At 69.8% G+C, this 20702-nt stretch carries 19 protein-coding genes and 1 tRNA gene; 12 read left to right on the top strand and 8 right to left on the bottom strand.

Annotation, left to right across the window (positions count from 1 at the left end; genetic code table 11):
• A partial coding sequence (locus C463_RS13720; RefSeq protein WP_008444824.1) for a hypothetical protein occupies positions 1-754 on the bottom strand: 754 nt, incomplete at its 3' end.
• A gap of 146 nt (positions 755-900) precedes the next feature.
• On the opposite strand from C463_RS13720, the gene C463_RS13715 reads away from it, so the two are divergent.
• The 5 genes from C463_RS13715 (at position 901) to C463_RS13695 (ending at position 7779) form a co-directional block, all read left to right on the top strand.
• On the top strand, positions 901-2616 hold the full coding sequence (locus C463_RS13715) for a pentapeptide repeat-containing protein (protein ID WP_049905937.1): 1716 nt from the start codon (positions 901-903) through the stop codon (positions 2614-2616).
• A gap of 194 nt (positions 2617-2810) precedes the next feature.
• Positions 2811-4055 carry a thiamine ABC transporter substrate-binding protein gene (locus C463_RS13710; RefSeq protein WP_008444811.1) on the top strand — a complete coding sequence of 415 codons (1245 nt, stop codon included), beginning with the start codon at positions 2811-2813 and terminating at the stop codon, positions 4053-4055.
• A gap of 27 nt (positions 4056-4082) precedes the next feature.
• On the top strand, positions 4083-5900 hold the full coding sequence (locus C463_RS13705) for an ABC transporter permease (protein ID WP_008444805.1): 1818 nt from the start codon (positions 4083-4085) through the stop codon (positions 5898-5900).
• Complete coding sequence (locus C463_RS13700) at positions 5890-7095, top strand: ABC transporter ATP-binding protein (protein WP_049905935.1); 1206 nt, start codon at positions 5890-5892, stop codon at positions 7093-7095. Before C463_RS13705 ends, C463_RS13700 begins: the two co-directional genes overlap by 11 nt.
• Before the next feature lie 426 nt (positions 7096-7521).
• Positions 7522-7779: a DUF7561 family protein gene (locus C463_RS13695; RefSeq protein ID WP_008444801.1), complete on the top strand. Its 258-nt coding sequence runs from the start codon at positions 7522-7524 to the stop codon at positions 7777-7779.
• 39 nt (positions 7780-7818) lie between these two features.
• On the opposite strand, the gene C463_RS13690 is transcribed toward C463_RS13695, so the two are convergent.
• On the bottom strand, positions 7819-8568 hold the full coding sequence (locus C463_RS13690) for a TrkA C-terminal domain-containing protein (RefSeq protein WP_008444799.1): 750 nt from the start codon (positions 8566-8568) through the stop codon (positions 7819-7821).
• Positions 8569-8811: 243 nt separating this feature from the next.
• Between C463_RS13690 and C463_RS13685 the strand changes: the two genes are divergently transcribed.
• The 3 genes from C463_RS13685 to C463_RS13675 are packed head-to-tail and all read left to right on the top strand — an operon-like array spanning position 8812 to position 11503.
• Positions 8812-9165, top strand: coding sequence for a hypothetical protein (locus C463_RS13685; protein ID WP_008444798.1), 354 nt, complete (start codon positions 8812-8814; stop codon positions 9163-9165).
• A gap of 30 nt (positions 9166-9195) precedes the next feature.
• A complete protein-coding gene (locus C463_RS13680) occupies positions 9196-9903 on the top strand; it encodes a potassium channel family protein (protein WP_008444796.1) in 708 nt (235 codons plus the stop codon).
• 46 nt (positions 9904-9949) lie between these two features.
• On the top strand, positions 9950-11503 hold the full coding sequence (locus C463_RS13675; protein WP_049905934.1) for a TrkH family potassium uptake protein: 1554 nt from the start codon (positions 9950-9952) through the stop codon (positions 11501-11503).
• Positions 11504-11606: 103 nt separating this feature from the next.
• Here C463_RS13675 and C463_RS13670 read toward each other — a convergent pair whose 3' ends face one another.
• On the bottom strand, positions 11607-13961 hold the full coding sequence (locus tag C463_RS13670) for an amino acid permease (RefSeq protein ID WP_008444793.1): 2355 nt from the start codon (positions 13959-13961) through the stop codon (positions 11607-11609).
• 197 nt (positions 13962-14158) lie between these two features.
• Between C463_RS13670 and C463_RS13665 the strand changes: the two genes are divergently transcribed.
• Complete coding sequence (locus tag C463_RS13665; RefSeq protein ID WP_008444783.1) at positions 14159-15268, top strand: pyridoxal-phosphate-dependent aminotransferase family protein; 1110 nt, start codon at positions 14159-14161, stop codon at positions 15266-15268.
• Positions 15269-15341: 73 nt separating this feature from the next.
• Here C463_RS13665 and C463_RS13660 read toward each other — a convergent pair whose 3' ends face one another.
• The 3 genes from C463_RS13660 to C463_RS13650 all read right to left on the bottom strand — a co-directional run bounded on the left by C463_RS13660 (position 15342) and on the right by C463_RS13650 (position 16895).
• Entirely contained in the window at positions 15342-15626 is a 285-nt protein-coding gene (locus tag C463_RS13660) for a hypothetical protein (RefSeq protein WP_008444781.1), read from the bottom strand.
• A gap of 69 nt (positions 15627-15695) precedes the next feature.
• Positions 15696-15995, bottom strand: coding sequence for a DUF424 domain-containing protein (locus C463_RS13655; RefSeq protein WP_008444779.1), 300 nt, complete (start codon positions 15993-15995; stop codon positions 15696-15698).
• The gene (locus C463_RS13650) at positions 15996-16895 is read right to left on the bottom strand and encodes a tetratricopeptide repeat protein (RefSeq protein WP_008444777.1); all 900 of its coding nucleotides are present in this window, start codon (positions 16893-16895) and stop codon (positions 15996-15998) included. It lies immediately after the preceding gene.
• 112 nt (positions 16896-17007) lie between these two features.
• Here C463_RS13650 and C463_RS13645 point away from each other — a divergent pair, with 112 nt between their 5' ends.
• Positions 17008-17706: an SdpI family protein gene (locus tag C463_RS13645; protein WP_008444775.1), complete on the top strand. Its 699-nt coding sequence runs from the start codon at positions 17008-17010 to the stop codon at positions 17704-17706.
• 95 nt (positions 17707-17801) lie between these two features.
• The gene (locus C463_RS13640; protein WP_008444774.1) at positions 17802-18467 is read left to right on the top strand and encodes a DUF7119 family protein; all 666 of its coding nucleotides are present in this window, start codon (positions 17802-17804) and stop codon (positions 18465-18467) included.
• A 52-nt stretch (positions 18468-18519) separates the two neighbouring features.
• Here the strand turns inward: C463_RS13640 and C463_RS13635 are convergent, their stop codons facing one another.
• A complete protein-coding gene (locus C463_RS13635) occupies positions 18520-19911 on the bottom strand; it encodes a M20/M25/M40 family metallo-hydrolase (RefSeq protein ID WP_008444766.1) in 1392 nt (463 codons plus the stop codon).
• A gap of 105 nt (positions 19912-20016) precedes the next feature.
• Between C463_RS13635 and C463_RS13630 the strand changes: the two genes are divergently transcribed.
• Positions 20017-20090: transfer RNA gene (locus C463_RS13630), tRNA-Lys, on the top strand.
• Between the two features lie 219 nt (positions 20091-20309).
• Here C463_RS13630 and C463_RS13625 read toward each other — a convergent pair.
• Positions 20310-20702, bottom strand: a 393-nt coding sequence (locus C463_RS13625; protein WP_008444764.1) for an LUD domain-containing protein, incomplete at its 5' end; no start/stop codon positions are given.

The raw sequence follows: 20702 nt of genomic DNA, 5'->3' as shown, positions 1-20702 counted from the left end.
CCTCCGCGGTCTCCGCGTCCGCCAGTTGCGTCACCGCGCGCTCGGCGTCGACCGAGTCGGGCAGCGCGGCGTCGAAGACGTCGAGGAGCGGGTCGGTCGGGTACGCGCCGCCGGCGACGATCACGTCGGTTCCGTCGTGCCAGACTCCGAGGCGGGCCCCGATCTGGAGTGGGCGGTCTATCTCCGCGGTCGACCCGGTTGGAAGCGGGATCGCGCCGTCGACCGCGTACTCGCCCGTCAGCCGCCACGCGGTCGCCGTGTGCCCGGACCGGACCGTGGTGATCCCCTCGTCGGCGATCGCGACGTTCTCGATGCCGGCGTTCCGGAGCTGCGCGCGGAAGGCGTCTGTCGCGGCCGCCTCCACCTCGCTCATCAGCCGGTCACGGCCGACGCCGGCCGGGAGCTGGTCGACCGCGGGCCGGAGGTCGATCCGCGTCGCGAAGAAGACGACGGGCGACCCCGACGCGTCGACCGTCTCGGCGAGCGCGTCCGCGACCGGCGCGTACTCGAAGATCCGGGTGTGTTCGCGCGCCCGAACCGTGACGGGACCGTACGACTGCTCGAAGACCGTGCTCTCGGACCCGTCGGTCTGCCGCCAGTCCTCGATCCGGTCGCTCGTCACATCGGGTTCCGGCACCGGCCCGTCGCGCCCGCCGAGACAGCCCGCGAGGCCGGCGACGCCGACCGCCGCGCCGCCGGCGAGCAGACGGCGTCGGGTAGTCCGCGTCGACCGCGCTCCGGTGTTCTCGTCCATGGATCGAAGAGGTTCGCGCGGAGTAAATGGATGTCGGCGGGAGAGTGTTCCGACACTGAGGGGAAAGCGGACGGAGCGATCCCTCGTGGTCTCCGAGCAGGATCCCGACCCCAACACTCATCTTGTCGCCACGTCACCTCCGTCCGATGGAGGATCCATCGCGGTGTGATCACACGTTTGCGGTCCCTTCCTACGACTTGCCCGGCGACGATCGGTCGGAGGGGCGACGGTGGATGCTCACCGAGGACGTCCCCGGCGTCACGGATCGAGTCTGGTCGTGTCCACACGACGCGCTCCCCGAGAGAGACGTCTGTCTGTTTCATTGCCCACCCGAGGAGCGTCCGTCGGATATCGACGAGACGAACGCGTTTCGCGAGTGCCTCGCGCGGGCGGCGACCACGGCCGAGCAGCACCGAAGCCGACGGCTATGCCAGTTCGTCGACGCGACGTTCGAGGAACTCGCGCTCCGTGGCGCAACCGTCGGCGGCAAGGTGAACCACGCGATCAACCTCGCTCACGCGGAGATCGGCGAGTCAGACTGGACCAATGCGGTGTTTCGGCAGCCGATCCGATGCTCACACGCGACGGTTACCGGACCGCTCACGGTGCGTGACGTTCGCTTCGAGCGAAGAGCGGGGTTCAGGAACACGACGTTCGAAGGCGAGCTACAGCTGCGCGGAGCGGTGTTCGATGGGCCCGTCGCGTTCAAACACGCCGATTTCCGAGCCGACGCCCGCCTGTGGTACGCGCAGTTCGAAGCGCACGCGAACTTCCGACAGGCGCGGTTTCGGAGAGAAGCGTACTTCGAGGCCGTTGACTTCACCGACTACGCCAGATTTTCCGACACGACGTTTGGGGGCGAAACGGATTTTACGCTCGCCGAGTTCGACGACGACGCCGACTTCGACGGCACGAACTTCGGCGGGAGCCACGACTTCCGACGGGCGTCGTTCGCTCGCATCACCGACTTCTCCGACATCCTCGTCGACGGTCCGCTCGACCTGTCGACCGCGGAAGTCGCCACGTTGAACCTGCTCCCGTCGGACGATTCCGCCGACCGGGGCGAGGGTGCTCACACCGACGAAGGCGCCGCCGAGACGCAGTGCGTGAACCTCAGGGAAGCGACCGTCGGCAGCGGAACCCTCGGACAGCCCGCGTCTGGGGTCGTACTGTACGATTGTACCGATGCCACGCTCGGCGACGTGTCGTTCACGAACACCGACGGCGATCCGGTCTGCGATCGGGTTCGGTTCGCGCGCACTCGCTTCGAGGGCTTCGTCTTCGAGAACGACGACCTCGATCCGGCCGCGGCGGGCTGGCGGCTGTACGAGGTGATGGAGCCGGAGGCGCTCCCGGAGGCCAGCCGTGGAAGGCCGAGCACGGAGACGCTGCGTCAGACCTTCCTCAACGCCAAGAACGGCGCCGACGAGACCGGGAACAACGCGGCCGCGAGCGCGTTCTTCTACCGAGAACTGACGCACCGCCGGCACCGCCACGCCGAACTCGCCCGGGACGGAACGCGCCGGTGGCGGGACCGAGTGACCGACGCGACGAAGTGGGGACGTAACCTCACGCTCATGTTGTCGACCGGCTACGGTGAGCGCCCCGAACGGGTGGTCTACGCCTCGGTCGCGGTCATCTCCCTCTTTGCGCTGCTGTACGCTCGGCTCCTTTCGACTGTCGAGTACGCTCCCACGGACTACCTCGTGTTCAGCTTCCAGAGTTTCATTACGTTCATCCTCGGCACGCCGCCGGCCGACACGAGTCGGCCGGTCGAGGTGCTAAGCGCAGTCGAGGGCTTCGTCGGGGCGTTCTTCATCGCGCTGTTCGTGTTCACGTTCACGCGTCGAATACACAGGTGAGACGCTGAGGAGACGTCCACTGACCGTCTCGGACGCTCGGCGGACAGCTCCAGACTCTTCCCGAACGGGCCGAGATCCGCGGAACCGACGCATGCGACAGGACGGAACAGCTTGACGACAAGGGAGTCGCTCGGAGACGGAGCGGCGGACGAGTGCGGATCCCTTATGTAACCACCGAGTACAACAACCGAGTGATGACTACCGACGAGAGCGAGACGAGGCGGCGCGCCCGGCCACGCACCCGACGACGCTTCCTGACGGCGGCCGGGACGGCGGGGGCCGTCGCGCTCGCCGGCTGTAGCGCCGAACGGACCGGCGACGGGGGAGACGGCGGCGACGGCGCCGGGAGCGACGGGAACGAGACGGACGGCGGCGGCGACACCGACGGCGGGGGCGACGGCGGCGACGGCGAGACTCCGACGCTGACGGTGGCGACGTACTCCAGCTTCATCGACGCGCCCTCCGTGAGCCCCGGCGAGTGGCTCAAAGAGGAGTTCGAGAGCCGGTTCGACGCCGAACTGGAGTGGGCGACGCCGGACAACGAGGTGAACTACTACGTCGAGCGCGCCGCCTCGGGCGCGGGCGTCGACGCCGACGTCTACGTCGGCCTCACGACGGAGGACCTCGTGCGCGTCGACGAGGAACTCGACGAAGATCTCTTCGCCGAGGCGGGCGATATCGAGGGGGGCGACGCCGTCAAGGAGGGGCTCCGGTTCGACCCATTCGACCGGGCGGTCCCGTTCGACACCGGGTACGTGAGCCTCGTGTACGACAGCACGACCGCTGAGGCGCCCGAGACGTTCGACGGGCTGCTCGACGACGAACACGCGGGCGCGCTCATCGCGCAGAACCCCGGCGCCTCCTCGACCGGCCGAGCGTTCCTCCTTCACACGATCAACCGCTTCGGCGACGGCGGCGTCGCGAGCGACGGCGACGGGGAGGCAATCGAGGGCGCAGACGGCGACCCCGACTACGACTACCTCGACTACTGGGCGGACCTCCAGGAGAACGACGTTCGCGTGCTGGGAAGCTGGGACGACGCGTACGCGGCGTGGAGCGAGGGCGAGGCGCCGATGGTCGTCTCCTACTCCACCGACCAGGTGTTCGCGAACATGGAGGGCGCGGACCTCGACGAACACCAGATCCGCTTCCTGAACGACCAGGCGTACGCGAACCCCGAGGGGATGGCCGTCTTCGCCGACGCCGACGAGCCGGAGCTCGCCCGACAGTTCATGTCGTTCATGCTGGAGCCCGACGTTCAAGGCGAAATCGCCCAGCGCAACGTCGCGTTCCCGGCGACCGGCGACGCCGAGCTGCCGAGCGACTACGCCGAGCTGGCACAGGAGCCGGCCGACCCGGTGACGTTCACCTACGACGAGCTCCGCGGCTCGGCCGACGCGTGGGTCGAGGCCTGGGAGCGCCAGTTCGCCGGGAACTAAGCGCGTGTGTGACGAGGATCCGGACGCGTGACCGACGACGCCGGCCGCACGGGCGGCGGAGACGGACCGCTCGCCCGAGCTCGGACCGCGATCGAGACGCGCTCGCTGACCGCGCTCGCGGTCCTCACCAGCGCCGCGCTCGTCGTCGCGTTCTACTACCCGACCGCGACCGTCCTGATCGAGGCGGTCGTCGTCGACGGGGCGGTCACCGTCTCCGTCTTCGCCGAGGTCCTCACGGACCCGTTCTACTTCGGGGAGCTGGCGCGGCTGCTGTCGGGCGAGTCGCCGGCCGCGGTCCTGGGGTCGCTGCTGTCGCCGGACCGCCGGCTGGGGATCGTCGGCTTCACCGCGTACCAAGCGGTGCTCTCGACGCTCGCGAGCGTCGCCCTCGGCCTCCCGGCCGCCTACCTGCTCGCGCGCTTCGAGTTCCCCGGCCGGCGGACGCTGCGCTCGCTCACCATCGTCCCGTTCGTCCTCCCGTCGATCATGGTCGCGGTCGGGTTCGTCGCCACGTTCGGCGACAACGGCACGCTGAACGCCGCGCTGGCGGCGCTCGGCCTCCCGCCGGTCGACCTCCTCTTCACCCTCGAAGCGGTCGTGATCGCCCACGCGTTCTACAACGCGCCGCTCGTGGCGCGCGTGACGACCGCGGCGTGGGAGTCGGTGGACGCGAGCGCGGTCGAGACCGCTCGGAGCCTCGGGGCCGGCCCGGTCCGCGCGTTCGTCGACGTGGTCGCGCCGCAGGTGTACCCCGCCGTCCTCACGGGTGCGGCGCTCACCTTCGTGTTCACCTTCGGCACCTTCCCCATCGTCCTCGCGCTCGGCGGGTTCCAGCTGGCGACCGTCGAGGTGTTCGTCTACCGACTGGTGCGCGACCTGAGCTACGCCGAGGCGGCTGCGCTGGCGATCATCGAGCTCGTGATCTCGCTCGGGGTACTGCTCGCGTACCTCCGGTACGAGGCCCGGAACTCGACGAGCACCCGCGGCGCGCGACCCCTGCCGCGGCGGCCGCTCGTCCCGCCCGCGCCGACGCTCCGCGAGCTGCTGCCGCGGGCGGGGCTGGGCGTCTATTCGGTCGCCGCGGGGATACTCTTCGTCGCGCCGATCGCATCGATGATCCTCGCGAGCGTGACGGGCGGCGACGGGGCGCTCACGCTCGACCACTACCGGTTCCTGATCGAGCGCCAGCAGACGGGGGCGGCGTTTCAGGTGCGGCCGTGGCCCGCGATCCGGAACTCGCTGGCGTTCGCGGCGGCCGCGACGCTGCTCGCGCTCCCGATGGGCGTCGTCGTCGCGGTGTTGACCACGCGCCGGTATCGCGGGCGGACGCTCGTGGACGCGGCCGCGATGGCGCCGCTCGCGGTGTCAGGGATCATCGTCGGGCTCGGGCTCCTCCGGGGGCTCGTCTTCGGCGTCGAGATAGCCGAGTGGCGGATCGCCGCGAGCGGCGCGGTCGCCATCGTCGTCGCGCACGCGGTGTCGGGCTACCCGTTCGTCGTGCGCACCGTCTCGCCCGGGCTCTCCGGGCTGGACCGCTCGCTCGTCGAGTCCGCGCGGGCGCTCGGTGCCTCGCGGGCGCGGGTGATCCGCGACGTGGAGCTCCCCCTCGTCTGGCCCGCGGTCGTCGCGGGCGCGGCGTTCGCGTTCGCCATCTCGATCGGGGAGTTCACCTCGACGGTGGTGCTGGCGACCGGCGCCGACGCGTACACGATGCCCGTGGCGATCGAACGGTTCATCGGTCGGCGGCTCGGACCGGCGACCGCCATGGGCGTCGTCCTCCTCGTCGTCACCGGGCTGAGCTTCGTCGTCATCGAGCGGCTCGGGGGTGACCACCGTGGGCTCTGAGCGAGCGCCCGGCGGAGACGGGCGCGGTGACACGGCCGGCGACGCCGACGGGGCCGACGCCCCAATCGCGGTCGAACTCGACGGCGTGAGCAAGCGCTACGGCGAGACGGCCGCCGTCGACGACGTGAGCCTCCGGGTGCGCGAGGGCGAGTTCTTCACGCTCGTCGGCCCCTCCGGCTGCGGGAAGACGACCACGCTCCGACTGATCGCGGGGTTCGAGGAATCGACGAGCGGGACGGTCAGGTTCGGCGGCGAATCGATGGCCGGCGTCCCCCCCGAGGACCGCGACGTGGGCGTCGTGTTCCAGAGCTACGCGCTGTTCCCGCACATGACCGTCGGGGAGAACGTCGCCTACGGGCTCAACTTCGCCGACCCGCCCGAGGGGACGACGCGCGACGAGCGCGTCGCCGACCTGCTCGACCTCGTCGACCTCCCCGACGCCACTGACCGCGACCCCGAGAGCCTCTCGGGCGGGCAACAACAGCGGATCGCGATGGCCCGGGCGCTCGCGCCCGGCCCCGACGTGCTCCTCCTCGACGAGCCGATGAGCGCGCTCGACGCGCGGCTCCGCGAGCGACTGCGCGCGCAGGTGAAGCGGATCCAGTCCGAACTGGGAATCACCACGATATACGTCACCCACGATCAGGAGGAGGCGCTGGCCGTCTCCGACCGCGTCGCGGTGATGAACGGCGGGACGCCCGAGCAGGTGGCGCCCCCGCGGACCGTCTACCGCCGGCCCGCCACCCGGTTCGTCGCCGAGTTCGTCGGCGACAACAACGTGTTCGCGGGGGGAGTCGTCGACATCCCCGAAGCGGGCGAACTCGCGGTCGACGTCGACGGCGGCGACGAGACCCACCGCGTCGCGGTCGGGGGCGACGAAGAAGCGGAGGCGGAAGAGGCGACCGCGACGCAGCTCCCCGACATCGGCGACCGGATCGCGTTCTGCGTCCGCCCGGAACACCTCCGCGTCGCGAGCGCAGACAAACCGGCGGGCGGCGAGACCGGCGCCCCCGCGGGCGAGAACGCGCTGCGCGCGACCGTCGCCAGCGCGGAGTTCCTCGGCGAGACGACGCGCGTCACCCTCGACTGGGGCGACCGCGAACTGCTCGTCCGGGCCGTCGACCCGCTCGACGGCGCGGTGACGGTCGGGTTCGACCCGAGCGACGCGCACGTGATCGACGTCGAATCGCGGTGACCAACGACGTTTATTTATAAATAGATGCGGTGGCGCGTGCCTGCGAGCGGCCGCCCTCGGCGGCCGCGGGTCAGCACGCGCGAGGTCGCCGGCGCTACGCGCCGGCTGCCAGAGGGACCTTCGGTCCCTCGCTGGAGTCAGTCGCCGGAGCGAAGCGGAGGCGACTGACGAGGCTGGGGAGGTGTGAGGCTGCGGTTGCTGTGCGGGGTGGGACTCAAAGGGGCAGTCGTGAGGCGGGCGCAGGCGACGCGAGCACCGCAGGGAGGAACGGAGTGAGCGACCGAGGAGCGCGGCGAGCGTGCGCCCGCCTCACGGCTGGGGCTTTGGAGGTGTTCGCGGAGGAATGATCAGTCACCTCTTCCCGAACAACGAGGTACGAGTATCGAGGCGACACGCCTTAGCCCGCGGACCCAGTAAGACACGTATATGGCCTCCGAGGCGTGCGACGTCTGCGAGCGCTCCGTGCGGATCGCCGGCGGCATCGGCGACCTGTGGAACTTCGCGTTCGAGTCGACGCAGGGACTCACGCTCGAACTCACCGACGGCTCGGAGTTCTTCCTCTGTTTCGACTGTATGGAGCGGCTCCCCGACGACCACGAGCCGACCGCCGAGGATGTCGCCGACCTCCGGGAGCGCACCGACCCGGTCGAGGAGGACGGCAACCACTTCTGGCACTGGGGGTAGCGCCGACCCCGGCCGGCTGACGACGAGTCGGTCCCGCGGTCACTCCCGCTGCGAGCCGAACGCCTTCAGCGACCCCGTCTCGAACGGCGCGGGCGAGAGCAGCGAGACGACGTCGCCGGCCTGAAACGTCGTTTCGCCCTTCGGCGTGAGCACCTCGCCGTCTCGCTCGACGCCGACGACGTGGGAATCGCGCGAGATCAGGTCCTCCGCGACCGCCTCTTCGATGGTCTTCCCCGCGATCTCGGCGCCCTCCGAGACGGTGAACTCGGCGACTTCGGCGTCGCCCGCGAGGCTCATGAAGTCGGTGAGCGACGGCCCCTTCGGAACGGTTTCGGGACCGAACGGGTCGTACGGCCTGTGGTACTCGCCTTGCATCACGCTCTCGTCTTCGATCCGCAGTCCGAGGTCGGAGAGTTCGCCCGCGATGTGGTTGATGTCGTCGGTGTCCCCGCCGACCGCGGTGACGAGGAGGTTCACTGAGCCCGACATCAGCTCTTGGACGCCGACGACCCCGGAGACGTCAAGCGCCGACTGCGCGAGCTGCGTTCGTTCCGGGATCGGCGCCGTACACCTAAACAGGTAGGTGATGTAGCCGCCGATCGCCTTGTAATCCACGTCGGCGGGGTAGCCGCGGAGAATGCCTCGCTCTTCGAGCTGGTCGATCCGGTTTCGGATCGTCGCCGGCGTCACTCCCATCTCTTCGGCGACGTCGGACGTGGCCGTGTTGCGCGCGTCCACGGCGAAGTGGTAGAGGATGCGCTTGTCGATCTCGTCGATGCGATGTCCCATGTTCGAACGACGACCAGCGCGTACAAATGATTTCTCGTACCCGTGCCGCGGGGGTGAGTGATTTGCGCAGACGAACTGAATTTGTTTTTGAACCGCTTTGGAAAAACAAAAAGCTAATATTTATGCCTCAGAGAAAATTCGAGGTATCATAGATTCCGGATCAAAAACCGTCGCTGTCGGGGGCACCGCTCGAACGCCGGACCCGCCCGCCCGGGATCGACACGGCCGCAACACGCACGAACCATGACAGAACCCCACACAGATCCGCCGGAGAGCGTCTCTGACGACGTGATCGCTGCGCTCGAAGGAAACGACGACACGCAGCTCAGGGCGGTTATTCACTACGCGCAGCGGCTCCTTCGAGAGCAACCGACGCTGACGGACGCGATCGAGTCGCGGCCCGGGGAAGAGCTCGTCCGCACGGAGGACCACGGCGCGTACACGATCGCGGTCGTGGAACGGCCGGACGAAACGGGGAGTGCGCGCGGTCCGTTCGCGTACAGAGTCGCGTGGGATCCCGCAAAGGAGGAGGGAGACGGGCAGTATCGGTGGCACTACCTCGGACGCCTCCACGGCGACTCCGAGGAGAGCGCCTAGGACCACGGGCGGAAGGACACATCAACAAACATGTACATCATCATCGTCGGAGCCGGCGACATCGGAACGCCGCTCATCGAAATCGCAACGGGCGCCGGATACGAGGTCGTCGTCATCGAGAACGATCCGGAGAAGGCGGACGAGATAGCGAGCGAGTACGACTGTATGGTACTCAACGTCGACGCGACGGTCAAGGAGAATCTCGTCGACGCCGGCAGCGACCGGGCGGACGCCATCATCACGACGACGGACCAGGACGCGACCAACGTGATGGTCTCGCTGCTCGCGCAGGAGCTCGACGTCCCGAACGTCGTCTCCGTCGTCCACAGCCCCGAACACATGAACCTGTTCCGCCAGATCGGCGTGAACACCATGCAGAACCCGCAGCGACTCATCGCCGAGTCGTTGTTCCGGTCGGTCGACCGACCGTCTATCGTCGACTACATGCGGGTCGGCGACATCGCAGAGGTGTTCGAGATCACGGTCGCCGAGGAGGCACCGATCGCCGGGAAGACCCTCGTCGAGGCCGACGAGGAGGGGCTCGTCGGCGACGAGACGCTCATCGTCGCGATCGAGCGGGAGAACGCGGACGCGCCGATCACGCCCCGCGGACAGACCCGCATCGAGACGGGCGACCTGCTGACCGTCTACTCCGGGACGGGTGCGACCCCGGACGTGACGGACATCTTCGGTCACTACGAGGACCAGGAGAACGGGTCGAACGGGGTGAGCCTGTGACCGGTCGACCGTCGCCGCGGGGGAGCCCCCCCGGCGCGAGGGAGTCATGAGGGTGAAAAACGACACCGTCGGTCGCGACGTCGGTCGCATCGTCCAGGCGGTCTCGCTGATGATGCTGATCTCGCTCGTCGTGGCCGCGGTCAACGGTGAGTTCTACACCGTGCCCGCGTTCGTGGTCTCCGCGGTCGTCATGGCCGGGATCGGCACCGCGCTGGTCCGACGGTACCGCGGTGCCGACCCGCCGGAGAAGCGCGAGGCGATGGTCACCGCGGCCACGGCGTGGGCGCTCGTGGGGATCTTGGGCGGGCTCCCGTTCGTCCTCATCGCGTGGACGATCCACGTCGACCCGTTCCCGGCGTGGGCGAACACGCCGCCGATGGACCCGACCACCGCGACCTTCCGGAACCCCCTCGACGCGGTGTTCGAGAGCATGAGCGGCTTCACCGGCACCGGGCTCACGATGGCGACCGTCGAGGAAGAGCTCCCGCGGGCGATCCACTGGTGGCGGTCGTTCATCGAGTGGGTCGGCGGCGTCGGCGTGATCGTCTTGACGGTCGCGATCCTTCGCCGGTCCGGCGGGAGCAGCGGCTCGTACACGCTCTACGAGAGCGAGGCGCGGTCCGAGAAGATCCACCCGAGCATCGTGACGACCGTCCGCGAGATCTGGAAGATCTTCGTCGGCCTCACGCTCGGTTCGATCGCCCTGTTCCTCCTCGCCGGGATGCCCCTGTGGGACGCGATCAACCACGGGATGACCGGGATCGCGACGGGTGGGTTCTCCGTCCACGCGGACTCGATCGGCCACTACGGGAGCCCGCTGATCGAGTACGCCACGGTCCCGATCATGGTCGCGGGGAGCATCGCGTTCCCGGTCCACTACCTTATCTTCAAGGGCGAGCTGCGGAACTTCTACGCCGACCTCCAGACGCGGTGGGTGTTCATCTGGTTCACCGTCGGTTCGCTCGTGTTGACCGCGATCCTCTACGCGAACGGGCAGTACGCGACGCTCGAAGAGACGTTCCGGGTGAGCCTGTTCCAGTTCGTCTCCGCGACGTCGAACACCGGATTCGGCAGCGCGTCGGTCGGCGGAGGCACCGAACGCGTCTGGACCGCGGGTCCGACGCTGTTCGCGTGTCTCGGAATGCTCACCGGTGCGGCGGCCGGGTCGACGGTGAGCGGGATCAAGCTCATTCGCGTCGTCACGCTGGTCAAGGGGACGATCTGGCAGATACAGGACGTCTTCCGGCCGCAGGCCGCGATCCGCTACCTCCAGATCGGCGACCGACGGCTCAGCGAGGCGCAGGCGCAGCGCGAGTACACGGAGGCGACGGTCGTGTTCCTGCTGTGGATCACGTTCCTCGTGATCGGCGTCGCGGTCCTCCTTCGGGTCCTCCCCCCGACGTACCCGCTGGAGTACGTGATCTTCGACGTGATGAGCGCACAGAGCAACGTCGGCCTCGACTCGGGGGTCACCGGAGCGACCATGCCCGGGACGGCGAAGGCGATGCTGATAGTCAACATGTGGGTCGGACGACTCGAGATAATCCCGGTGGCGGTGTTGATCGGGTCGGTCGTCCGCCGGGTCGACCGCTCGGCGTAGGATAGGCGCGAGCGCCCGGCGTCGCTCGGACGCGCGGTCAGTCGATGACCGCGTCGAGGCCGCCGAGGTTTTTCGGCGTCCCGCCGATTGCGGGCGAAACCGATCAGGCGTCGTCCTTCGAGTCGTCGAACTCGGGCGTCGACGGTTCCGGTTCGACGCCGGTCTCGGTCGCGTCGGTGATGTCGTTCGACCGCGCGCCGCTACCGAACAGCCGGTCGAGGAACCCGCGCTCGCTCTTCGGCTCGGCGAGCAGCACGGAACACTCCACCTCGCTGAGCACGTCGAGCACGAGCGAGCCGCGGACCAGCCGCGAGAGCAGCCCCTTCTGGGTCGCACCGATGATGAGCATCGTCGCGTCGCGGGCGGCGCGCTCGATGCTGGTCTCGACGTCGCCGCTTTCGATCCGGCGCGTGGCGTCCGAGAGGTCGTGCGCGTCGGCCCACTCGGAGAGGAACGCGCGGCCCGCCTCCTCCTCGCCGCTCTCCGCGACGTGGAGCAGCGTCACCTCGCCGTCGAACTCGGTCTGGAGCATCTTCGCGACGGCGCCGGAGAGGTCCGAGGCCGGCCCGCCGGCGGTGGGCACGAGGATGCGCGAGGCGTCGAACCCGCGGTCGCGGAACACGAGGAAGTCCGAGGGGAGCGAGTACGCCAGTTCGTCGACGGCGGACTCGGCGCGGCCGGGCGCCCCGTGCGAGTCCTCGCCCCAGCCCATCACGGTCATGTCCGCGCCGTAGGTGCGCGCGGCGTCGAACACCTCCTCGAACACGCGGTGCGATAAGACGACGTGGGTCTCCACGTCGACGCCGAACGTCTCGGCGTCCGCGCGGGCCTGATCGAGGAGGCCGTGGGCCGCCTCGTGGGCGCCGCGGTCGCGGGCCGCTTCAAGCGAGGTCTGGTCCGGCACGTTCGCGATGTTGACCGCGACGACGGTCCCGTCGCGCTGCTTGGCGATGGCGGACGCGAGCGTGATCAGGTGTTCTTCGGTCTTGGGGTTCGCGAGCGGCACCATCACCCGGTAGTCGCCACCGCTCGGTTGGACGGAGGTCGCCGCCGAGACGGCCTGCTCGGGCAGTTCGTCGGAGCGGTCGAGGATCCACGTGCCGAGCACGCCGCGGGACTCCACCTTCCCGCGGGCGTATAGGAGGTACCAGAGGACGGCGAACGCGACGAGCCCCGCGGAGAGCAGGATGATCGTCGGCTCGATATAGATGATCAGCGCGAACGACGACACCGCGCCGATTATCGGAACGACCGGGTAGAACGGGACCTCGAAGTCGGGGTCGTACCCCTCGACCTCCGACTCGCGCATCACGATCAGCGCGATGTTGAGCAGTCCGTAGACGACGAGGTGGAGCACGGAGCCCATCGTCGACAGCGACTCGACGCTCCCGGCGACGAGGAAGACGAGGATGAGCGCGCCGGTGAGCGCGATCGACTTGTACGGCGTGCCGAACCGGTCGTGGATCTCGTTGAGCGACGGCGTGACGATCTTCTCGCGGCCCATCGCGAAGTTGATCCGCGACGACGAGAGTATCGACGCGTTCGCCGACGAGGCGGTCGCGAGCAGCCCGCCGATCAGTAACATGCCGGCGCCGACGGCGCCCAGCGAGAAGCCGAATATCTCGTACTGCCCGAACAACAGCCGGGCGGCGTCGACGACCGCGGTCTCGTTGTTCGCGACGAGCTCGTTCGGCACCGCCGCGAGCAGGACGAGGAGGAACAGCGCGTACACGACCGTGACGATGACGACCGAGCCGAGGACCGCGAGCGGGAGGTTCCGCCCGGGATTTTTGATCTCCTCGGCGACCGAGGTGATCTGGACGAAGCCGAGATACGAGACGAAGATGATCCCCGTCACCGGGAGGACCTGACTCGTCGTGCCCGGCGGCGCGAGCGGCCGCAGCGACGACATCTCGGCGTTCAGCAGGCCGACGACGGTGAAGACCGCGAGGATGCCTAAGAGCGACATCACGATGACGATCTGGAGGCCGCCGGTCTCCTTCGCGCCGAAGTAGTTGACCGCGATGAAAAGCAGCGCGCCAGCGAGCCCGATCACCTGCGCCGCCTCCAGCGTCAGCGGGCCGAGCCCGACCGGCCCGAGGCCGACGAGCGCGTTGACGTACTCGCCGAAGCCGTACATGTAGAAGGCGGAGGCGAACGCCAGCCCGAGCCAGTTGGCCCATCCCGCGACGGAGCCGAACATCGGCCCGAGCGCGCGGTTGACGTAGAAGTACGCCCCGCCGGACTTCGGCATCGCCGTCCCGAGTTCGGAGGCCGACAGCGCGGTGAATAAGGCGATCACGCCGCCGAGGACGAACGTGAACGCCGCGAGCGGGCCGGCGCGGGCGACCGCGGTGCCGGGGAGAACGAAGATCCCGGCGCCGATCATCGTCCCGATCCCGATCGTGAGCGCCGCGAGCGGGCCCAGATCCTTCGCGAGTTCCTCGTCGCCGCTCACGGCGGCCCACCTCTGGCTGTTGTAACTCTTCGTGCGTGTATCATACCCACTCTCTCTTCCCCGCTCGTATAAAGCCGTTTGATCCCGGCGATAGCGCCGTTTCCGGGGAGAGAAAGCCGACCGCGCGTCGCGCCTTTTGAACGGAACACAAGGTCCATACCCTCACGCGTCCCGGTACGATCCAACAGGTGGATCCCGTGACGAAGAAACGCGAATACCGCGACGACTACGACGACAAGACGCTGTACATCCCCGGCCCGACCGAGGTCCGCGACGACGTCATCGAGGCGATGACGGAGTCGACGTTCGGCCACCGGATGGACCGGATGACCGACCTGTACACCACTATCGTCGAGGACACGAAGGAGTTCCTCGGCACCGACAACGACGTCGTGATCCTCACCGGCTCCGGGACGGAGTTCTGGGAGGCGACGACGCTGAACCTCGTCGACGACCGCGTCCTCGTCCCGACCTGCGGCGCCTTCAGCGAGCGCTACGCCAACGTCGCCGAGCGGCTCGGCAAGGACGTCGACCGGCTGGAGTACGAGTGGGGCGAGGCGGTCAAGCCCGAGGACGTCCGCGAGGCGGTCGAGGCCGCCGACGCGGAGTACGACATGGTCGCGGGCGTGATGAACGAGTCGTCGACCGGCGTGCGCAACCCCGTAGAGGCGATCGGCGACGTCCTGAAGGAGTACCCGGACACCTACTTCGCCGTCGACGCCGTCTCGTCGCTCGGCGGCGACTACCTCGACATCGACGCCCACGGGATCGACGCGATCTTCGCGTCCACCCAGAAGGCGTTCGCGATGCCGCCCGGACTCGCCGTCTGCGTCGTCAGCGACGACGCCTACGACCGCGAGGTCGAGAAGGGCGACTCCTCGTGGTACGGCGGCTTCCGCCGCACCATCGACTACTACGACCGGAAGGGCCAGACCCACTCGACGCCCGCGATCCCGATCATGCTGGCGTACCGCAAGCAGATGAAACACATGCTGGAGGAGGGACACCGCGCTCGCGACGAGCGCCACCGCGAGATGACCGAGTACGTCCACGACTGGGCGGGCGAACACTTTGACATGTTCCCCGAGGAAGGCTACGAGTCGCAGACGGTCGCCTGTATCGAGAACACGCAGGGGATCGACGTTAGCGCGACTATCGAGGAAGTGAACGACCAGTACGACATGGTCTTCTCGAACGGCTACGGCGACCTCGGCGAGGAGACGTTCCGGATCGGCCACATGGGCGAGCACACCGTCGAGAGCGTGAAGGAACTCACCGACGCCATCGAGGACGTCGCCGGACTCTGATCGGGGCTCGCCTCCCCCGAGAGGGTCGGCTCCCCGAGTGGGTCGGCTTCCGAGTCGGCCCGTCTCCCGATCTTCAGTCTCCTTCGCGGTCGGCGACGAGTTCGATCCGGTAGATCCGCCCGCCGCTCTCGGTGCGGTCGGCGTCGACGACGACGAAGGCGTGGTCGCCCACGTCGACGATGTCCCCCGTGTCGAGCGGCTCCGTCGGTTCGTCGCCGGGGGGCGCGCCTTCGTCGACGGCGTCTGCGCCGACGCCGAGCGCGGCCTCCCCGCGGTCGATCGCGCGCCGCCAGAAGGCGTCGGACGGCGACCGCGGCCCCACCCGCGACGCCAGTTCGCTCCGCGTGAGTCGTCTCATCGGATTCGCCTCGTCGCCCGCGCCCTTAGCCGGTTCGGATCCCGGCGAGACGCGGGCGGCGACGCGCCGCTACAGCCAGAGCAGTTGCGCGTGGCGCGTCCCGTCGAACTCCAAGACCGTCTCCTCGTCGACGAGGCCGGCCTCGACGGCGACGCCGACCGCCTCGGTGCCGACGATGTTCGCGACCTGTGCGCGCTGGAGCCCCGCGACCACCTCCTCGGCGGTCGCCTCGACGGCGTCGTCGCCGCCGTAGAACTCCTCGCTGACGGTGAGCGTCGCGCGTCCGTTGTCGTACGTCTCGCCGAGGCAGTCGGGGTCGCAGACGGAGACGAGCCGTCCCTCGGCGGTCTCGCGCTCACGGAGGAGCATTCAGAAGCCCTCAGGGCCCTCGCCTTGGAGCTCCCGCTCCGGGCCTTCCGGCTCGCCGTTCTGGCCGCCGCGGCCGCCGGCGCCGCCCCGACCGCCGGCACCCCGCCCGCCGCGACCGCCCTGCGGAGCCTGCCCGCCCGGCCCGGGCGCCTGTCCCGTCTGCTCTTCGACCATCTGCTCTTCGGCCTCGCGACGGAGCTCCTCGGCGCGGTCGGCGACCTCCTCGGCCTGCTCGTGGTCGCCCGCCTCTTCGAGGGCGCGCGCCTTCTCCTCGAGGACGCCCGCGTCGCGGTAGCCCAGCCGGATCGCGTTGTCGAAGCACTTGACCGCGTCCTCGGCGAGCCCGCGCTCGACCAGCAGGAACCCCCGGTTGTACCACGCTTCCGCGAAGCGCGGGTCGGTCTCGACGGCGCGCTCGGCGTGTTCGAGCGCCTGCTCCCCCCGCCCGGACTCCCAGAGCGAGTACGCGAGGTTGGTCTCCGCGGTCGCCGCGTGTTCGGATTCCTCGTCGATCCGGAGGGCCTCCTGGTACGCGCCGATCGCCTGGTCGAACTCCTCCAACTGGGCGTGGGCGGCGCCCTTGTTCACCCACGCCTCCTGCGCCTCCAGCGAGTCCTCCTCGGCGAAGTTGGCGGCGCGCTCGAACGTCTCCGTCGCCTCCTCGAACCGGTTGATCCCCATGTACGAGAGGCCGACGTCGATCAGCTGCTCGACGTCGACATCCTCGCTGCCGATGTTCCGGCGGTCCAGCTCCTCGGTCAGCACCCGGGAGTCGACGGGGTCGACGCGGCTCGGGTCCTCGCCAAGCTCCGGCGGGTCCAGCGTGAACGCGTCGTAGTCGGCGTCGACGCCCTGCCCCGAGGAGAACTCGTGGCCGTCGTCGTCGCGTTCGTCGGTCATATGCTCCGATTTGGCGGTCACGACCGGTAAGGGTTGCGTCGCGCCGGGCGCATCGGGGGAGCCTCCCACGCCAGTCGAATTTTATCACCCCGGGGCGCGTTTCCCGAACCGTATGCCCTCCGAATCCAGACTCTCCACGCGGCTCCGGTTCGGCGTCGCCGCCCTCCTCGTCGCCGTCGGCGCCGCCGCCAGCCTCGCGGTCGCACCGGACCTCCCCGAACAGATGGTGACGCGGTGGAACGCCGCCGGCGAGGCGACCGGCACGCTCTCCCGGACGCTCGGGATGTGGCTCGTCCCCGGGCTCGCGGCCGGGCTGATCGGTCTGTTCGCGCTGCTCCCGCGGATCGACCCGCTCGGCGAGAACATCGCGGGGTTCCGGGTCCACTACGACCGGTTCGTCGTCGTGGTCACCGCGTTCCTCGTCGCGCTCCACCTCGCCGTGCTCGCCGTCAACCTCGGCTACGCGGTCGACGTGACGACGCTCGCGGTCGCCGGCGGGGCCGCGCTGCTCTACTACGTCGGCACGCTGTTACCCCACGTCGAGCCGAACTGGTTCGTCGGGATCCGGACGCCGTGGACGCTCAGCGACGACGCCGTCTGGGAGAAGACCCACGCGCTCGGCGGCCGGCTGTTCAAGCTCTCGGCCGCGCTCGCGGTCGCCGGCCTCTTCGCCGGCGAGTACGCCGTGTACTTCCTCGTCGGCCCCGCGCTCGCGACCGCCGCGATCACCGTCGCGTACTCGTACGTCCTGTACGCGCGGGGAGCGGGCGAGGGAGACGACGGCGACGCGGCGGTCACGAGCGCGAAGTAAGGTCGGGCGCTGACGGCCGGCCGGGAGCGTCCGGCGTTCGGGCGAGTTCCGCCCCGGTGCCCGGCGTTTATACCTGCGGCCCCGAAGAGACGTGTATGACCGAGGAGTCACGCGCAGACCGGCAGTCCCCCGTCGGCGAGCCGGTGGTCCGGGCGGACCCGGCGGTGACGGGCGACCGGGCGGCGGAGGCGGTCGGGTTCGACCCGAACGACCCCGACAGCGTCGCTGAGGCCGCGGAGACGGTGGCCCGCTTCGCGGCCGGCGACGTCGGCGACGGCGACAACGTCCTCATGCTGCGCGGCGCCGCCGCCTGCGCGGCGCTCGTCCGCGGCGTCGGCTCGTACAAGGAGGCGGCCGAGCGGGCGGGCGAGGACGTCTCCGTCGCGTTCATCCGCAAGTGGGCGCGGGTCCACGACCTCCCGCAGGCGATCCGTCGGCAGGTCGCCAACGGACGGATCGCGCCGAGCGCCGCGAAACACGTCGCGCGGCTCGGCGGGCGGGACCGCTACCTGCTCGCGTGGGCGGCGATAGACGGCGACCTGACCGTGCGGGAGGTCCGCGCGATCGCCTCCGCCGTCAACGAGGGAACGGACATCGAGGCCGCCGTCCGCGAGGCCGGGGTCGAACTCGGGCGGCTTCAGGTCCGCCTCCCGGCCGAGACGTACGTGGAACTGCGCCGCCGGGCCTCGATGGAGAACGTCGAGCCGGGAGCGATCGTCGCCGACGCGGTCGACGAGTACCTCGGCGATACCAACCGATAACCGCCCCCGCCGACGGACGCGAACACGGCGCCGCGGGACCTCTTCCGACGATTTACGCCGCGTGGTCGCGCGCGAACCGCTCCGCGGCGGCGGCGATGGCGACCCTCGCCCGGACGACTTGGTCCCACGCGATCGTCTCGTCCGGGTAGTGCGCCTCGTCGATGGTGCCGGGACCGAACAGCACCGCCGGGATCCCGGCCGCGACGAAGTGGCGCGAGTCGGCGCCGTACGTCGCGCCTCGCGGCTCGACGTCCGGGAGCCCGGTCGCGACGAGGCCGGCGCGGACCGCCTCGACGACCGGCTCGTCGACGGGGATCTCCGCGGGCTCGAACTGGACGGAGAACCGCTCGAACCGAGGTGGATGCTCGCGCAGCCAGGGGTCCTCGGCTGCGACCGTCTCCAGCCGCTCGCGGAACGCCGCCGCCACCTCGGCGACCGTCTCGCCGGGCGCGACGCCGATCCGGAACTCGGCTTCGAGCGTCGCCGGGACCGTCGACGCCCACGAGCCGGCCTCGACCCGGCCGCAGACGACCGGCCACGGCACCGGGAACTCCCCGTACAGCGGGTGCGAGACGGACTCGCCGCGCTCCGACTCCAACGTCATGAACGCCTCCCGGATCGCCTCGAACCGCGGGAGCACGTCCTCGCCGCGCCATCGGGTGGCCGCGTGCGCGCTCCGCCCGTCGATCTCCAGCCGGGCCATGAGCGACCCCTCACAGGCGACGACCGGGCGCAGTTCGGTCGGCTCCGCGACGATAGCCGCGTCGCGCTCGAAGGGGTACGGGCTCGCGAGCGCGGCGGTCGCCGCGCCGTAGCCGCCGTCCTCCTCGCCCGCGACGGCCTCGACCACGAGCCGAAGCCCAGATGGCGGGAGATCGATCGACCCGTCCGCGACCCCTTCGCGGACGTCCACCGCGGCGCCGACGCAGGCAGCGATCCCGGACTTCATGTCGGCCGCGCCCCGAGCGGTGAGGGTCTCGCCACCCCCGTCGCCGCGGCCGTCCGCGTCCGCGTCGCCATCCGTGTCCGCACGGCCGTCCGCGCCGCCGCCCGCGTCGTCGCGCCAGACCGGGTCGAACGGGTCGCTCGACCACTCGGTCGGCTCGGCGGGGACGACGTCGAGGTGGCCGTTCAAGACGAGCGTGGGAACCGGATCGCCGCCGCCGTTCTCACAGCCCGGGTCCCCCGCGTCGTCGCCGTCGCTCGCGCCGCCGAGTTCGAGGACGCCCGCGACGCTGCGTCGTCCCTCGACGGCCGCCGCGTCGAGGTCGGTCGGGAAGGAGGGATGGTCGGCGAGGACGGCGGGGTCGGCGTCCCAGGCGTAGGTCTCGAAGCCGAGGTCGGCGAGTCGCTCCGCGACGAACGCGGCCGCGGCCGCCTCCTCGCCGGCAGTCGAGCGGTACCGGCAGAGGGCGGCGGCGAACGAGCGCGTGTCGAATGTCATGCTCGCGGCGACGGCGGGGGGTCGGAAACCGTTTCTGGTGGCGGCGCCGACCCCTCCCGCGGTTCTAAACGTTTATCCGTCGGCTGACCTTACAGCGATTCGTCTGGGCCGGTAGCTCAGTTAGGGAGAGCGTCCGGCTTTTAACCGGACGGTCGGGGGTTCGAATCCCTCCCGGCCCGTACACCGAACCGCCGAGCGACAGCGAGGCGGTGAGGGAACCGGTCGGGAGGGTTCGAACCAGGGAGCGGGAGGTGAGCGAGCGCAGCGAGCGAACGGGAGCGACCGTGGTTCGAATCCCGTCGCGTCCGCCGGGCGCACCGGGGTCGAACGAGCCGCTCGCGGTCGACGAAAGGGGGACAAAAAGCGTGATGCGAGTTAGCGTGTGACGCGCGAACCGCTCAGTAGCCGAGCTGCTCGCGGACGAGGACGACCGTCGTCCGGCCCTCCTCGGTCTCGCGCCGGTAGACGAGCTGCTTGGCGATCGCGGACTCGACGCCGTACGCCTCCTGCGCGCGCTCGTTCTCCAGCGGGTACGCGACGGACTCCAGCCGGTCGAAGGCGTCCGAGAGCGTCGGAACGATCTTGTTGATCCCGGTGACGATGACGACGTTGCCCGCGGCGAACGGGTACGCGCCGATCCGGCTGCCGGAGAGGTCGGCGGCGACCAGCTCGCCCGTCTGCGCGACCGCGTTGATCCCGCCGAGGAAGTAGTCCGCCGTCTGCGACTCGCGGCGCGCGGTCTGTCGCTCGGCGTCGTCGTCGATGCTCCAGCTGTCTCTTATACACATCTC

Origin of the sequence: Halorubrum californiense DSM 19288, assembly GCF_000336875.1 — an archaeon.
Classification (GTDB): Archaea; Halobacteriota; Halobacteria; order Halobacteriales; family Haloferacaceae; genus Halorubrum; species Halorubrum californiense.
The sequence above is the reverse complement of the archived record's forward strand: the minus strand, read 5'-3'. Positions and strand labels throughout refer to the sequence as shown.

What these genes read in the sequence shown, in the direction of transcription:
- C463_RS13645 (WP_008444775.1), top strand. Translation starts at nt 17,008, where the DNA reads ATGCCCTCCGAATCCAGACTCTCCACGCGGCTCCGGTTCGGCGTCGCC.
- C463_RS13655 (WP_008444779.1), bottom strand. Translation starts at nt 15,995, where the DNA reads ATGCTCCTCCGTGAGCGCGAGACCGCCGAGGGACGGCTCGTCTCCGTC.
- C463_RS13675 (WP_049905934.1), top strand. Translation starts at nt 9,950, where the DNA reads ATGAGGGTGAAAAACGACACCGTCGGTCGCGACGTCGGTCGCATCGTC.
- C463_RS13690 (WP_008444799.1), bottom strand. Translation starts at nt 8,568, where the DNA reads ATGGGACATCGCATCGACGAGATCGACAAGCGCATCCTCTACCACTTC.
- C463_RS13650 (WP_008444777.1), bottom strand. Translation starts at nt 16,895, where the DNA reads ATGACCGACGAACGCGACGACGACGGCCACGAGTTCTCCTCGGGGCAG.
- C463_RS13695 (WP_008444801.1), top strand. Translation starts at nt 7,522, where the DNA reads ATGGCCTCCGAGGCGTGCGACGTCTGCGAGCGCTCCGTGCGGATCGCC.
- C463_RS13635 (WP_008444766.1), bottom strand. Translation starts at nt 19,911, where the DNA reads ATGACATTCGACACGCGCTCGTTCGCCGCCGCCCTCTGCCGGTACCGC.
- C463_RS13680 (WP_008444796.1), top strand. Translation starts at nt 9,196, where the DNA reads ATGTACATCATCATCGTCGGAGCCGGCGACATCGGAACGCCGCTCATC.
- C463_RS13710 (WP_008444811.1), top strand. Translation starts at nt 2,811, where the DNA reads ATGACTACCGACGAGAGCGAGACGAGGCGGCGCGCCCGGCCACGCACC.
- C463_RS13660 (WP_008444781.1), bottom strand. Translation starts at nt 15,626, where the DNA reads ATGAGACGACTCACGCGGAGCGAACTGGCGTCGCGGGTGGGGCCGCGG.
- C463_RS13715 (WP_049905937.1), top strand. Translation starts at nt 901, where the DNA reads ATGGAGGATCCATCGCGGTGTGATCACACGTTTGCGGTCCCTTCCTAC.
- C463_RS13685 (WP_008444798.1), top strand. Translation starts at nt 8,812, where the DNA reads ATGACAGAACCCCACACAGATCCGCCGGAGAGCGTCTCTGACGACGTG.
- C463_RS13640 (WP_008444774.1), top strand. Translation starts at nt 17,802, where the DNA reads ATGACCGAGGAGTCACGCGCAGACCGGCAGTCCCCCGTCGGCGAGCCG.